The sequence below is a fragment of the Akkermansia sp. UBA7090 genome (genome assembly GCF_002493465.1).
Classification (GTDB): domain Bacteria; phylum Verrucomicrobiota; class Verrucomicrobiia; order Verrucomicrobiales; family Akkermansiaceae; genus Akkermansia; species Akkermansia muciniphila_A.
Genome location: NZ_DKYW01000009.1, coordinates 193862 through 208399, shown reverse-complemented (window position 1 = coordinate 208399; position 14538 = coordinate 193862). Strand labels below are relative to the sequence as shown.

Annotated in this window: 16 protein-coding genes; 7 read left to right on the top strand and 9 right to left on the bottom strand. The window is 55.5% G+C overall.

The window, feature by feature from the left end:
- Positions 1-56 precede the first annotated feature (56 nt).
- The gene (gene truA, locus B3075_RS03855) at positions 57-848 is read left to right on the top strand and encodes a tRNA pseudouridine(38-40) synthase TruA (protein WP_290488507.1); all 792 of its coding nucleotides are present in this window, start codon (positions 57-59) and stop codon (positions 846-848) included.
- A 19-nt stretch (positions 849-867) separates the two neighbouring features.
- Here truA and nadD read toward each other — a convergent pair whose 3' ends face one another.
- Positions 868-1443: a nicotinate (nicotinamide) nucleotide adenylyltransferase gene (gene nadD / locus B3075_RS03850; protein ID WP_290488508.1), complete on the bottom strand. Its 576-nt coding sequence runs from the start codon at positions 1441-1443 to the stop codon at positions 868-870.
- A 16-nt stretch (positions 1444-1459) separates the two neighbouring features.
- Complete coding sequence (locus tag B3075_RS03845; protein WP_012419445.1) at positions 1460-2137, bottom strand: M23 family metallopeptidase; 678 nt, start codon at positions 2135-2137, stop codon at positions 1460-1462.
- Between the two features lie 187 nt (positions 2138-2324).
- On the opposite strand from B3075_RS03845, the gene B3075_RS03840 reads away from it, so the two are divergent.
- Complete coding sequence (locus B3075_RS03840) at positions 2325-4403, top strand: alpha-L-fucosidase (RefSeq protein ID WP_290488509.1); 2079 nt, start codon at positions 2325-2327, stop codon at positions 4401-4403.
- 579 nt (positions 4404-4982) lie between these two features.
- Here the strand turns inward: B3075_RS03840 and B3075_RS03835 are convergent.
- Complete coding sequence (locus B3075_RS03835) at positions 4983-5741, bottom strand: type II secretion system protein (protein WP_022198426.1); 759 nt, start codon at positions 5739-5741, stop codon at positions 4983-4985.
- Positions 5742-5935: 194 nt separating this feature from the next.
- Positions 5936-6748, bottom strand: a complete 813-nt coding sequence (rph, locus tag B3075_RS03830) for a ribonuclease PH (protein ID WP_094137418.1) — start codon at positions 6746-6748, stop codon at positions 5936-5938.
- Positions 6749-6801: 53 nt separating this feature from the next.
- On the opposite strand from rph, the gene B3075_RS03825 reads away from it, so the two are divergent.
- Positions 6802-8181, top strand: coding sequence for an alkaline phosphatase family protein (locus tag B3075_RS03825; RefSeq protein WP_290488510.1), 1380 nt, complete (start codon positions 6802-6804; stop codon positions 8179-8181).
- A 244-nt stretch (positions 8182-8425) separates the two neighbouring features.
- On the opposite strand, the gene bioD is transcribed toward B3075_RS03825, so the two are convergent.
- From bioD to cdaA, 3 genes are read right to left on the bottom strand one after another with little or no spacing between them, the layout of a single operon-like run.
- Entirely contained in the window at positions 8426-9067 is a 642-nt protein-coding gene (gene bioD, locus B3075_RS03820) for a dethiobiotin synthase (RefSeq protein ID WP_102737483.1), read from the bottom strand.
- A gap of 12 nt (positions 9068-9079) precedes the next feature.
- A complete protein-coding gene (locus tag B3075_RS03815) occupies positions 9080-9232 on the bottom strand; it encodes a hypothetical protein (protein WP_164917374.1) in 153 nt (50 codons plus the stop codon).
- Positions 9210-10001, bottom strand: a complete 792-nt coding sequence (cdaA, locus tag B3075_RS03810; protein ID WP_256943603.1) for a diadenylate cyclase CdaA — start codon at positions 9999-10001, stop codon at positions 9210-9212. The genes B3075_RS03815 and cdaA overlap by 23 nt, the downstream gene beginning before the upstream one ends.
- Before the next feature lie 317 nt (positions 10002-10318).
- Between cdaA and B3075_RS03805 the strand changes: the two genes are divergently transcribed.
- Positions 10319-10807 carry a hypothetical protein gene (locus B3075_RS03805; RefSeq protein ID WP_290488511.1) on the top strand — a complete coding sequence of 163 codons (489 nt, stop codon included), beginning with the start codon at positions 10319-10321 and terminating at the stop codon, positions 10805-10807.
- Positions 10808-10975: 168 nt separating this feature from the next.
- Positions 10976-11119 carry a hypothetical protein gene (locus B3075_RS03800; RefSeq protein WP_290488512.1) on the top strand — a complete coding sequence of 48 codons (144 nt, stop codon included), beginning with the start codon at positions 10976-10978 and terminating at the stop codon, positions 11117-11119.
- Positions 11120-11150: 31 nt separating this feature from the next.
- On the opposite strand, the gene B3075_RS03795 is transcribed toward B3075_RS03800, so the two are convergent.
- Both B3075_RS03795 and panC read right to left on the bottom strand, forming a co-directional pair.
- A complete protein-coding gene (locus tag B3075_RS03795; protein ID WP_287159773.1) occupies positions 11151-11804 on the bottom strand; it encodes an ABC transporter ATP-binding protein in 654 nt (217 codons plus the stop codon).
- A 30-nt stretch (positions 11805-11834) separates the two neighbouring features.
- Entirely contained in the window at positions 11835-12680 is an 846-nt protein-coding gene (panC, locus tag B3075_RS03790; protein ID WP_290488513.1) for a pantoate--beta-alanine ligase, read from the bottom strand.
- 149 nt (positions 12681-12829) lie between these two features.
- Between panC and B3075_RS03785 the strand changes: the two genes are divergently transcribed.
- Both B3075_RS03785 and lpxD read left to right on the top strand, forming a co-directional pair.
- On the top strand, positions 12830-13426 hold the full coding sequence (locus B3075_RS03785; protein WP_290488514.1) for an OmpH family outer membrane protein: 597 nt from the start codon (positions 12830-12832) through the stop codon (positions 13424-13426).
- A gap of 39 nt (positions 13427-13465) precedes the next feature.
- Positions 13466-14503 carry a UDP-3-O-(3-hydroxymyristoyl)glucosamine N-acyltransferase gene (lpxD, locus tag B3075_RS03780; protein WP_290488515.1) on the top strand — a complete coding sequence of 346 codons (1038 nt, stop codon included), beginning with the start codon at positions 13466-13468 and terminating at the stop codon, positions 14501-14503.
- Positions 14504-14538: the final 35 nt, after the last annotated feature.

The following is a 14538-nucleotide window of genomic DNA, read 5'->3' as shown; positions in this document are numbered from 1 at the left end:
CACCGTCCGACACTTGCCACTTGCCAAAACCGGGCCGTTCCAACACAATCATCCCTATGCCCCGCATTCGTTTCATTGCCGCATATGACGGACGCCCCTACCTGGGCTGGCAAAGCCAGCCGGGAGGCCGGACCGTCCAGGACGTGCTGGAACGAGCCTTTTCCGGGCTCTTTGGGACCTCCTGCCGCATCCACGGTTCCGGCAGGACAGACGCCGGCGTTCATGCGCTGGGCCAGGTTTTTCATGCAGACGCTCCGGATACCCACCGCATTCCTGCAGACAAATGGCCTGCCGCGCTCAACACGCGCCTACCCCGAACCATCCGGATTACCCATGCGGAATACGTTCCGCCCGGTTTCCATGCCCGGTTCAGCGCCACGGGAAAAACCTACCGTTACTGCATTTCACGCGCGCCCATCCTCAACCCTTTTGACGCCGGGCTGGCCTGGCACCGCCCGCTGGCATGGAGCGTGGATATTCTGGAACAGGCGGTACACCTGTTCCGGGGAACGCATGACTTCACTGCCTTTGCCGCCCTGCGCGGCAATGAACCGCGCCCTATTCCGGAGGATTACTTCCGCCGGACCATCATGCAGGCGCAAGTGGAACAGGCGGGGGAACATGTCTTCATCACCTTTACCGGAACGGGCTTCCTCTACAAAATGGTGCGCCTCATGACGGGCGCCGCCCATGAAGCCGCACGGGGAAAAATAACGCTGGACGAACTGGCGCGCCTCATCAACGCTCCGCTCCCGGATGACAAAAGCCCGTTTTGCGCCCCGCCGGACGGACTTACGCTGATGCAGGTCCACTACCCGGAAGAAACGTTCGGAGACAAAAAGAAATAAACTGGAACCAGCCGTCCTTCTAGACGCGTGCCGCGCCGTACAGCCCTTCCCTCCTGATCAGCTCCTCCACCTTCCGGTTCAGATGGGGAACCGGACATACGCCCGAACGCAAATCATGCCGTATGCGGGTGGAAGAAGCGGGTTCATCCCCTTCAATGAAAAGGGCGCGCACCCCTTTCCTGGGTGATGGAGCCCCGCCGCGGCGGTAAACAATGAACGTCACCAGGCTGGATAAATATTCCCAGCGTCCCCACTGTTCCAGAGAATCCCACTGATCCTTGCCCATCAGCCAGAACAATTCCGCACCGGGATAACGCTCCGCCGTCCGCTCAGCCACCCTCCACGACCATGAAGGAGGCGGAAGTTCCAAATCCGTCCGGTCAAGCACAGCCCAATCCAGCCCTTGAAGAGCCAGCTCAATCATCCGGCAACGCTGGTCATCCGTCACGGAGGGGGCCTGTTCCTTCAACGGAGACAGGGAACACGGCATAAACAGCACGCAGTCCATTCCGCAATATTTCCGTGCATGCCCGGCCACGCAAACATGCCCCTCATGCACGGGATCAAACGAACCGCCGAAAATACACAGCTTCACCGTCATCCAGCAGAAGTCAAAGTCCTTCCGTTCCCTTGTAAGGCAGAAACCCGCCGATGGGAACGCGCACCATCCTTTTCTCCAGAGGCAGGCGGCGGAAGCGGGTAATAAAATCCGTCAGGCGGCCATAATTGCGCTCCGTCTTGGGAATCCCCTGATGGCCGCAATTCACATCCGGGTTGTAATGCAGCTCAACATGAAGATGGGCCGGATACATGCCGCGGTTCGTGCCGATAGTGCCTACCTGGGTGCCGCGCAGCACCAACTGTCCCAGCACAACGTTAATATCGTTCAAATGGGAATAAAGAGTCTGGCAGCAAAGAACCTTTCCGGACTTGGGTTCACGGAAAGCATGGCGCACAATCACCACCTTTCCCCACGCGCCCCGGGCATCCGCCGCATAAGTTACCACCCCGTGGCCTACGGAATAAACGGGATCGCCCAGATCGGAATTGCCTCCTTTATTGCCGTTCCAATCCTCGCCCATGTGACGGGGACTTTTCAGGCGCAAACCGCGGGACCGGTAATAGCCGTTGCCGTCAGGCTTCCCTACCGGAAAATCAAAACCGTCACAAAGAGGAACAAGCGCAAACTTGCTGTCCCGCCGGGCCATGTAAACGGGAGCGCTCTCGCTGATCAACGCGGAACCGGTCAGAAAAACCAGCGCCAGCAGTAAAAAACGGAAATAGGACATGGGAACGAAAGTCCTTTGTATGCTAAACGGCTCCCTACTCCGTATCAAGCGGAATTCCCCGCATGTCGAAGTTAGAATTCACTAACACACTGTCCCCTGTTTCCCGCTTCCTTTCAACTTGACAGCAAAGCCCCCGTATGAAAGAAGGGAGGAGCGACTCCGTATTTTTCAACACACTTTTTTCTGCATGAATAAGCTAACAACACTCTTCCTCGGAACCGTTCTCTCTTCCTCCATGCTGCCCGGCTGGACCGCAGCACCGCCCAAACCATACGGCGCGATTCCTACACCTGCCCAAATCAAATGGCAGCGCATGGAATTCTACGGCTTCATCCACTTTGGCCTGAATACGTTCACGGGACGGGAATGGGGTTACGGCGATGAAGACCCGAAAATCTTCAGCCCCACGGATTTTAATGCCTCCGATATCGTCTCCACCTTTAAAAAAGGCGGCATGAAAGGAATGATTTATACGGCCAAACATCATGACGGCTTCTGCGCCTGGCCCACCAAATCCACGGACCACAACATCACCAAGAGCCCTTGGAAAAACGGCAAAGGAGATGTAGTCAGGGAATTCGCCCTTGCCTGCAAAAAGCATGGCATCAAATTCGGCACCTACCTCAGCCCCTGGGACCGCAACAACGCGGATTACGGCAAAGATGGCTACCTGGACGTTTATTATAAACAAATCCGGGAATTGCTGACCAATTACGGGCCTGTCTTTGAAATCTGGTTTGACGGAGCCAATGGAGGAGACGGCTATTACGGAGGAGCCAGGGAAAAGCGCAATATCGGTGACGCGGAAAAATACTATAACTTTGAAAAAATCGTGGAAATGATCCGCAAAATCCAGCCCGGCTGCATCATCTGGGGAGCGGGCCACCACGGAGACGCCCGCTGGGGAGGCTCCGAAAAAGGCCACGTCAATTATCCCCATTGGAGCACCGTAGGGCTGAACGGCGGAGGCGGAGGCACCGGCATGCGCGGCGGAGAACGCTGGGTGCCGGCGGAAGGAGACACCACCATCAACCATGCCGGCTGGTTCTGGCATCAGGGACAGGCATCCCGCGTCAAATCCCCTGAAGAACTTATGCAGGTATGGTTTGATTCCGTAGGCCGCGGAGCTAATCTCATTCTGAACGTGGCGGCGGACAAAACAGGCAGACTGGATCCTGCGGATGTCAAATCCCTGCTGGAATTCAAGGAACTGCGCGATAAGCTATATGCCAGGGATTACGCGTTGGGAGCAACCGTCACAGCCAGCCAGACGCGCGGCAACGACAAAAAATTCTCTCCCTCCAACATGACGGACGGCAACATTGAAACCTACTGGGCCGTGGAAGATGACAATCTGACCCCCACCGCCATTATTACGCTGCCCAAACCCGCCACTTTCGACGTCATCCGGCTGCGCGAACAAACACGCCTGGGACAACGCGTGGACTCCTTCAATATTGACGCTTTCATCAATGGCAAATGGGTTTGTATCGACAATGAAGGGAAAACCATCGGCAACCAGGTCATGCGCCGCCTGCCCCGCCCCATCACCACCCAGAAACTGCGTCTGCGCATCACGGGCAGCCAGGCCACGCCCTGCATCTCGGAATTCTCCCTCTTCCGCCAGCCCGCGGGCGCCGTACGGCCCTCCATTTTCCGCCGCGGAGACAACCTCATCATCATCGCGGACGGCAAAAATAAAATCCTGTACACGACGGACGGCAGCGAACCCAAGGCAGGATCTCCCGTTTACAGCCAGGGTGCTAAATTTACGAAGTGCGGCACTGTCAAAGCCCGCTGCCAATTCTCCAACGGTAAACTGGGTCCCGTCAGCCAGGCCAAATTCGGCATCAGCAAAACCGGATGGAAAGTGAAAACCGCCACATCCGGAAATGCGGCGGCGGCCATCGACGACAACCCGGAAACCTCCTGGCTTGCCAAGGCGGAAGCGCCTCAATCCTTTGTGGTGGATATGGGAAAACCGTACCAGGTTTCCAGCTTCTCCTACCTTCCCAGACAGGATGGGAAAACCTCCGGCATGACGGATAAATACCAATTTGAAGTAAGCGCGGATGGGAAGAACTGGACGAAAGCGGCGGAAGGGGAATTCTCCAATCTGCGCGCCAACCCCATTGAGCAATCCATTAATCTCAAGAACGTGAATGAACCCGTGCGTTATTTCCGCTTCATCGGCACCAGATCTCTGGATGGCAACGGCGCCTCCGCCGCAGAAATAAACGTTTTCGGCACTCCCGCAGACAAATAAAACCTCCCAGGCTTTCCCCACCAGGGCATTCCGGTTTTTACGGCCGGAATGCCTTTTTTGCGGCACGAATTCATTTTTGCGAAACAGGTTCCGACACAAACCGGCATCAAAACAAGCAGGAGAATATAAGCCGGAATTCCTCCCAACTCATCCTGCAGCGCTTCAGCAGGCTGGGAATATCCCGTATATTGCCGCAACGGCCAAAGGGTCAAAGAGACGGTCCGGCATGGCTGCATCTTCAGACCCAGCGATATGCGGAACATATTGAAATCGGCAAGAGCCCTGCAACCCCATACCAACGCCAGCCCCCGGGAAAAACGCCAGCTTCCTGAAATCAGCCACGATATCATCTCCAGAAGGTTCTGTTCCGTCTCCTGTCTGTATAGATAATCTTCTTATCGTCTGGAAACCCGGCGCTTTCCTTACATCGTAAAATCTATTTTAAGCAAACAACGGACAGAACCGGTCAACTCGGCAGGAGATTTCCGTAAAACAGAAGATTTCCTTTTCAAAAATCAGGCATGAAAAAGGGCGCATCCTTTCGGATGCGCCCTGTACAAAATCATACTGCCGACAAACTTATTCCTGGCCGCTGAAATCGGGCGTGAGGATCAGGAACTGGTCGCTGATGTCCTTGCCCCTTCTCTTGGGAATGAAGGTATCCTGAAGGTTGTCGTTGTCGTCCAGTTCCAGAGTCTTGGCGCTCTGGGCAGTCGTGAAAATCAGAACCTTGCCGCGGAAGCTTTCCGGGTCGAAACGCACGGCATTGCCGGCCACAACGGTGCTGCCGTCTTCACCGGGAAGCACGGAAGTGACCATCAGGGGATATTCCCCTACGGAACTTCCAATACCTACCTTCTTGTTATTGTCGCCCTTGCGCATGACATAGGAAATGCCCACTTCACCGGGGGTCAGGGCCTGTCCGTCGTAAATTTCGCCGTTGGGAGTAACGGTGGAACCGCCGGAAGGAGTCTGAACCTTGGCGTAGAAGTTGCTTTCGGAAACAGACTCATTGCCCAGAAGCTGGCGGAAATAGTCATTGGAAGTATCGCCCTGAAGCGCGCCCAAGCCGCTCATGTAATTATGCTGGGCCACAACGCGGTCGGCAGTGATGTCATCGGGGAAATTGCCCAGTTTGCTGTTGGCCTTGAACTCGTTCATCGCCACGCCCACGTTCTTCATGTTGGTCAGGGCCTGCATCTGGTCGCCTTTGTTGATCTGATTCAGAATAGGACCATATGCCACGGAAGCCAGCAGGGCGATAATGGCAATGACAACCAAAAGTTCAATCAGGGTAAACCCCCTGCGTAACTGGCGTGTTGCAAAAGATACTTTCATTGTTGGATATGATGGAATGTTTACAGTTTAAGAAAACCGTACGTGGTTATCTATGTTCGTTTCTACTATTAACGCGATTTCCCAGTCAGGACAAGCATATTCTCATAAAAATCTTGGCCCTGCAAGGGCGTGAAAACTCCGCCTCCGCCCCCCTTGCAAAAGGCCCGGGCCCCCCCGGGCCACAGGGGAAATTCCTACCTGCCGCTGCCGAAAAAGGAACTCAACCCTTCCAAAGCTCCGGCGTCCGGCCTGTCCTCCTCGGCAATCACCTGCCGCTGGAGTTCTGCAATCTCTTCCAGCCCCTTGCGGCCTAATTCCAGCATCCTGTTCATCTGGTCAGCCGTGAACACGGCCTCTTCACCGGAACCCTGCACCTCCACAAACTCTCCCTGGTCGGTCATCACCAGATTCATGTCCACTTCCGCATCCTTGTCCTCCACATAGCAGAGATCCAGCAGAGCCTCTCCCCCCAGTATTCCCACGGATACGGCGGAAACCAGCCTCTTCATGGGAGACTCCGCCAGTTTTCCTTCCGCGACAAGCTTGTTTACGGCAATGGCCAGAGCTACGGAAGCCCCGGTAATGGAAGCGGTGCGGGTACCGCCATCAGCCTGTAAGACGTCGCAGTCCACCCAAATCGTGCGCTGGCCAATCTTGCCCAGATCCACGGCCGCCCTCAGAGAACGGCCGATCAGACGCTGGATCTCGCTGGAACGTCCGTCCAGTTTCCCCGCCGTAATATCCCGGCGTTTACGGTCAAGCGTGGAATAGGGAAGCATGGAATACTCCGCCGTCAGCCATCCTCCCTCCACACGCTGAACCTTCATCCAGCGGGGCACATCCTCCTCAATCGTAACGGCGCAAATCACCTTGGTGCGTCCAAAAGTCACCAGCACGGAAGCCGTGGCATTCGGGGCAATACCCGTTTCAAAGCTGATCGGACGCAACTGGTCCACAAGTCGTTTATCCTGACGTTCCATGCGGGGAATCATGACGGATGCCGTCATCTTTTTCAAATGGAAAGATGGAATTCCCCTTCCAAACAGCTAATATCCCTCCCATGAAACACCCTCGCACCCGTGTGGCCGTCATTGACGTGGTGGCCCTTTCCCTCCAGATGATGGAACACATGCCGCGGTTCTCCGCCTGGGCGGGGGAGCGGAGCGTTTCCTCCTTCCCTCCGGCCTTTCCGGCCCTCACCTGTTCCGCCCAGAGCACCTACGTGACAGGGCTTTCCCCGCGGGAGCACGCCATTCCCGGCAACGGATGGTACAACCGGAACATGTGTGAAATCCAATTCTGGAAGCAGTCCAACAAGCTGGTGCAGGGCCCGCGCCTCTGGGAGAAACTGCGTGAACGGTACGGCTCCGGCTTCACCTGCGCCAAACTTTTCTGGTGGTACAATATGTATTCCACGGCGGACTGGACCATCACGCCGCGCCCCATGTACCCGGCGGACGGCCGCAAAATCTTCGACATTTACACCCAACCCATGGAACTCCGGGAAACCATTAAAAAGGACCTGGGAGAATTCCCCTTCCCCACCTTCTGGGGCCCCATGGCAGGGATCCGGTCCTCCCAATGGATAGCGGACTCCGCCCGGTGGATAGAACGGAAACACCGCCCTGACCTCAGCCTCATCTATCTGCCCTATCTGGACTATGACCTTCAGAAATTCGGTCCATCCTCAACTCAGGCGGCCCATGCGGCGGAGGCTATGGACGGTCTTCTCTGCGACTTGATCGACTTTCTGGAACGGGAAGGCGTCACCCCCCTCGTCCTCAGTGAATACGGCATTTCCGACGTATCCCGCAGCATTGCCCTCAACCGCATCTTCCGGGAACGGGGCTGGATCACCGTCAAACCGGAAATGGGTACGGAAATGCTGGACTGCGGCGCCTCCCGCGCCTTTGCCGTGGCGGATCACCAGACTGCCCATATCTACATCAATGATCCTTCCGTAAAAGAAGAAGTGAAAACGCTGCTCTCCGCTACCCCCGGAGTGGAAGAAATCAGGGAAACGGACTTCTCCGGCCTTTCTTTCACGGCTCTGGAACGCCTGCCGGAATTCACCGCCGTCGCGGCCCCGGACGCATGGTTCACCTACTATTACTGGCTGGATGACACCAAGGCGCCGGACTTCGCCCGCTGCGTGGACATCCACCGCAAACCCGGCTATGACCCCGCGGAAATGTTCTTTGATCCGGACCTTGCCTTCCCCATGTTCCATGCCGCCGCCTTTCTGCTGAAAAAAAAGCTGGGTTTCCGCGCCCTGATGAAAGTTATCCCCCTCAACGGAGACCAGGTGAAAGGCTCCCATGGCAGAGACCGGGTGCCTGCAAACCAGCAGCCCGTGTTCATCGGCCCGGCCTCCCTGCCGAAAATTCATGCCGCTGAGGATGTCCATCAAGCCATCCTCTCCGTCTTTGAAAAAGAATAATGACGGGAAGGGACGCCCTGTCAGCAGACATCTGGACAGGAATCATACTCCATACAAAGAAATTTCCCGCAACGGATGCCGTTCCGCAAAAACAGGGCTTCCACGCCTGGGAAACCGTAGCGTTCTCCCCATCCGCTCCAACACGACATGATTATTCCTTCACATCGCTGTTTCACTCCGCAACCCTAGCAATAAGGGACAGGAGCCTTCACCGCTATCCCACTCATTCGCTACCCCCGCCCTGTCAGAGCAAACGTTTCAGCAGAGGTTCCATATCCATGTAATCCTGCCCATGAATCAGTTCGCCGAGAATGGGCGCATCGGAAAACTCCTCTACCATGCTCCTGTTCGTCACGCAGGCAGTATCCCATTCCTCTTTCACATTATTAAACACGATGCCCAGGCATTCCAAGCCGCGTCTCTTGATCGCATTCAGCGTCAGCAGGGCATGGTTGATGGCCCCCAGCTTGTTGCCTATCACCAGAAGAACAGGCAGCTTGAAATCCGCAGCCATGTCGCTGAAATTCCGTCCGGGGCCAATGGGTACTTCCCAGCCCCCCACCCCTTCCACCAGCACGCATTCATGTGCAGCGGACAGCGCGTCATAAGCGTTCCGGATAACCTCTTCATCCACCTGCGTATTCTCCAGCCGTGCGGCTACATAGGGACATGTGGCATTCCTCAAAAAAACGGGATTCAGTTCATTCAGCGTCAGCCCCTTTGGCCCGGCTTCACGCAGAAGGCGGGCATCCTGCCTGTCTCCGCAGGCCACGGGCTTGAACCCGGCGGCATTAATGCCCGCCTCTCTTAAAGATTTGACGATCAGGCAGCTCACATAAGTTTTCCCGACTTCCGTATCGGTACCGGTAACAATGAAATTCCTCATAACGATAAATATTCAGGGATGGGATCTTCTAATCTCCTCAAGCTGCCCGCGGGTGGACACGCCGTCATTCGTAGTCACCCAGTGATTAATGAAAGACCAGATAATCACGGCCAGCACCAGACAGAACAGCTTGGCCGGCCAGTTAAGCAATAGCAGTTTTTTCATTGGAAGAAGAAATATTCAGCAGTTCCTCAAGACGCCCCTTCAACTGTTCCGGAGTCAGGTTGCGTTCCAGTTTCCCGCCTACGGCCAGGGCGATAGCCCCCGTTTCCTCGGACACCACCACCACCACGCAGTCGCTTTCCTCGGACATGCCCACGCCCGCGCGGTGGCGCAGCCCCAGGGTGCGGTCGCTCATTTCCTTCTGGGACACCGGGAACACGCAGGCAGCAGCGGAAATGCGGTCGCCGGAAATCACCACGCCTCCGTCGTGAAGAGCCGTCTTGGTATGGAAAATCGTCAGGGCCAGCTCCGGAGAAAAAATGGCGTCCAGCTTCACGCCGGAATCCTCAATAGGTTTCATGCTGATGCTCCGCTCAAAAGCGAACAGGGCGCCGAACCGCTGGTTGGAAAGCTTGCTTACCGCCTTGCAGAAATTATCCAGGAAATCTACCCGCTGCAGCTTGGCGAAGGAAGAGAAAAACGGGTGGCTTCCCAGCTTTGCCAGCCCCACGCGCAGCTCCGGCTGGAAAATCACCACCAAAGCCAACGCCAGACCGGGGGCGAAAATGCGCGTCAATATCCATGAAATAACATTCAGCTGAAAGAAAAAGGCCAGCACCACCAGGGCCAGAAAGCAGGCGAACAGCCCCACCATAATGCGCGCGCCGCGCGTTGCGTGGAAAGCGCGGTAAATCTGGTACAGGAACACCCACAGGATGAAAATTTCAACGATCGCCCGGAGCGCATCCTTGATCACAATCCAGTCCCACATGCCCAACAAGCTACACAACAACCCACCCGAATGCAATACCGATCCTCTCGCGTTGCCGGAAGGCGCCGGGAATTTACCGTTCATCTCAATTCCCCAAATCTGAAAACATCCCTGTACGTTCCGGAGACAGATAGAAGCTCTCAAAAAAAAGAACGGCTCTTTGGGAAACAAATAATAACAATAAGCAAAAATCGGATTAAATTAACGATGTAAATCCGCATAAAGCAAGACTTCAAAAAACAGGGATTTTCCCCGGCTCTGTGCATGAGCTTGCGACGGATACGCTGAAAAAACAAACACGAAAATAATACCGCAAAATGATAACAGTCGAACAATTGAAAGGAGCAGGAAAAATCTGGCTCGCCTGGGTGAAACTTCAAGATAGGGATCCTGCTGAAGTTACGCAAATATTTGAACAAATTAAAGGGAAACTGGATATAAAATTGGGAAGAGGCTGGCAAAAATATGACCCGGTAATAAAAAAAGGAAGACCCCAATCCTATAAAAAACTCTTTCAGGAATTGGATAATGACAGCCAGGAATCTGCAAATGCATTTATCAAATATTTCAATGAGGGAATCCCGGAAGACGCTCCTGTATCACCAGCCATACACCTCATTCTCATCTTATGCGTCTGTGAAGTAGGACGTGGATACGGACAGGCGCCGGACAATATGCTGGCTTATGCATACGATCTCATTGATTACCCCAATCTCACATGGAGCTCACTGCTGGACACAGCGGGAAGTTCCCCGGATTTCGCATTTCTATGCAAAGGTGATTCCGACGAAGACTACAGGGAATAATGTATGATCGCCGTCATCGGCAGAAGAGACAGCGGCAGACGGGTCCGGACAATTTAGAAACATAGGCGTCCCTTCCTATCTGCCGTCTGTCTCAATCCTGCGGAAGTCAGAAGTTGGAGCACCAGCTTTTGACTTCTGCCATTTTCGGGCCAAAACCTGGCCGCCGTCATGATGCCGGACTCCTTTCTTTTCCGGAACCCGAACTGCCATCAGCAGGGAGACCGTCCGGAAACGCCGGATTACCGACGTATGGCTCAGGTGGTTCGGGGCGTACACCAAGCCGTCCTGCATCTTGCGGTGGACATCAAATAATAACGGTAGGCAGTCCCTACGCCCGGCAGCCTCAGACAGCCTGCCCGTCCATAATCGTAATAATGCGGTCCCCTCTCCTTGCCAGATGTTCGTCATGCGTCACAATCACCAGAGTTTTGCGGGACTCGTCCGCCAGGCCGAATAAAAGATCCAGCACCTCCGCTCCGTTCTTCCGGTCCAAATTTCCGGTGGGTTCATCCGCAAAAATAATGGGGGCGTCGTTCGCCAGGGCGCGGGCAATTGCCACGCGCTGCTGTTCCCCGCCGCTCAGCTCGCTGGGCAGATGGTTCAGGCGGTGGGACAAGCCCACGCGCTCCATCAGTTCCCTCACATATTCCACGCGCGGCCTCCGGCCGATGGAGGAAGCCAGACAGGCGTTTTCCAGCGCCGTCAATTCCGGCATCAGCAGGTAATTCTGGAAAATAAACCCCATGTTCCGGTTCCGGAACACGGACCGGGCCGTGGCGGACAAGGCGTAAATGTCCGTACCGTCAATCATTACCTTTCCCTCCTGAGGCGTTTCCAATCCGGCCAGCGTGTACATCAGCGTGGTCTTTCCGGCCCCGCTGGGTCCGCACAGGAACACCTTCTCTCCGGCGGCGATGTGCAAATCCACCCCATGCAGGATTTCAATGGACTTCTTGCCGATGGAATAGCTGCGGTGGAGGTTGGCGGCGGTAATCACGGGGCGCAGTATAAGAAAATCCTCGCCGGATTAAAGTTCTATGTTGTCAATAAGACGCACGTCTCCGAAATAGACGGCGGCGGCCATCAGGGCCGGCTTCCGGTTCACTGCCAGCGGCTGCATGGTCTCCGCATCCACAATCTCCAGATAATCGATGCTCGTGCCGGGCACCCCTTCAATCATGGCGGCGGCATGCTCCTTCACTTTGGAGATGTCCCCTCCGGCCTGGAACTCGTCCCGGGCCTGAAGCATGGCCTGCCGTATTACCACGGCCTGTTCCTTCTGCTCCGGCGTCAGGCGGGCATTCCGGGAGGAATAGGCCAGCCCGTTACTGTGCCTTACAATTTCCGCCCCGTGAATGCGCACCGGAAAATCCAGGTCGCGCACCATGCGGCGGATAATCGCAAGCTGCTGGTAATCCTTCTTGCCGAAAATGGCGTCCGTGGGCTGCACCAGGTTGAACAGCTTGGCAAGCACCGTGCAGACGCCGGAAAAATGCCCCGGGCGGGACGCGCCGCACAATGTTGCGGACAAAAAGCCTTCTTCCACGGAAATGCTGCGTTCTCCGGCATACATTTCTTCAGAAGCGGGGGAAAACACATAATCCACGCCTGCTCCTTCGCACACCTCCAAATCCTTTTCAGGAGTCCGGGGATAAGTCTGGAGGTCGGAGGAATTGTTGAACTGGATAGGATTGACGAAAATACTGGCAACCACTACGCCATCCTCCCCGGCCAGTTTGCGCGCCTGTTCCAGCAGAGCGCGGTGTCCGGCGTGGAGGGCCCCCATTGTAGGGACGAGAACCACATGGTCATGCTTGCGGTGATGCTTGAGGAGGGCAGCTCTCAACTGGGCCTTGGTGGAAAATGTTTGCATGCGCCTAAAGTGGCCCCATGATGACAAAAGTTCAATCCTGAAATATTGCTAGAAGGTTGACGCATGCCATTCCACATGTAAACTGGTAAAGTCAGAAGACGCTAAAAATTATGAGATTCTTCAAAACAGCATTAGGTGTATCAGCAGCAATGGCATTAAGCGCCACGGCCAACGCTGAACTGAAGGTAGCGACGGTGGATGTGCAGAAACTCTTCGCTGACTACTACAAGACCCATGAAGCCCAGGCGGAAGTAGACAAGGCTGCCCAGACGGTGCAGGAAACCAACAATACCCGCGCGGAAACCATCAAGAAAATGGAAGCGGACTTCAATGATATGGTCAAAAGGCTCCAGGATCCCATGCTGAATGAAAAGGACAAAAAGGAGCTGGAACAAAAAGCCCAGATCAAGCGCCAGGAAGTCATTGCGCTGGAACAGGAACGCCGCGGATTTGTGGAACGCCAGCTTAAATCCCTTCAGGAACAAATGAAAGTGCGTTCCGCCAAAATCATGGGGGAAATCACAAAAATCACGGAAGGCATCGCCACCAAGGGCAACTATGACCTCGTTCTGGACAAAAGCGCCCAGGCCCTCCGGTCCAACCAGGTATTCGTTTACACGAAGCCCGGCATGGACATTACCCCTGCGGTGATGAAAGAACTCAACAAGGACGCACCCAAAGGGTTTGACCCCACCAAGAAAAAGACCCCGGCCGCTCCCGCCGCTCCCGCGGCCCCGGCCAACTAACCCTTGACATTACCCCCGGGAAGGCGGAATCATATACCCATGAAGCTTACACTTGAAGCCGTGGCCGCCCTCACCGGGGGAAAAATCCTTTCCGGCGACCCCGAACTGACTGTATTCGGGGTCGCTTCCCTTCTTGACGCATCCCGCGAGGAAGCCTCCTTCCTTGGCAACGAAAAATACTTCCAGGACTTCCTGAACACCTCCGCCGGAATCGTGCTGGTGCCTCCGGGTCTGCCTGCGTACCCGGAACATGCCGCATTCGTGGAAGTGGACAACCCCTCCATGGCATTCAACGCCCTGGTGAAATACTTCATGGCTTCCGCCTACCGGTTTACCCCCGGAATTCATCCTACAGCCATTATCGACCCCACGGCCAGCTTCAACCCGGACAAAATCCATGTAGGAGCCTATACCTGCATCGGCGCTCACTGCGTAATCGGAGACGGAACGGACATCGGCAACGGCTGCGATATCGGAGACGGCGTCTCCATGGGGGAAAACTGCCGCCTGCATGCCCACGTAACTATCAGGGAACGCTGCAAACTCGGCAACCGGGTAACCATCCAGCCCGGAGCCGTCATCGGTTCCGACGGGTTCGGTTTCCTGATGGGAGACAATGGGCGCTATGTGGGCATTGACCAGGTGGGCATTGTGGAACTGGGGGATGACGTGGACGTAGGAGCCAACACCACGATTGACCGCGCCAGATTCGGCCGCACCATTGTGGGGGAAGGCACCAAAATAGACAACCTGATCCAGCTCGGTCACAACGTCGTTGTCGGCAGGCATTGCATCATCGTCGCCCAATCCGGCATAGCCGGCAGCACCAAAGTGGGGGACTACGCCACCATTGCCGCCCAGGTCGGCATCTCAGGACACCTCAAAATCGGTTCCAAATCCACGCTGGGAGCCAAAACGGGAGTCCTCTCGGACATTCCGGAAAACTCTACTTACTGGGGCATGCCGGCTTTCCCCTACAAGGACGCCACCCGCCAGTACGCTGCCCTCAAAAAACTTCCGGCATTGATTAAGGAAGTCCGGGCGCTCAAAAAAGAGCTGGATTCTTCCGGCAAATAACGGGCATCATATCGTCTGAACGCTCGGCCCTCACC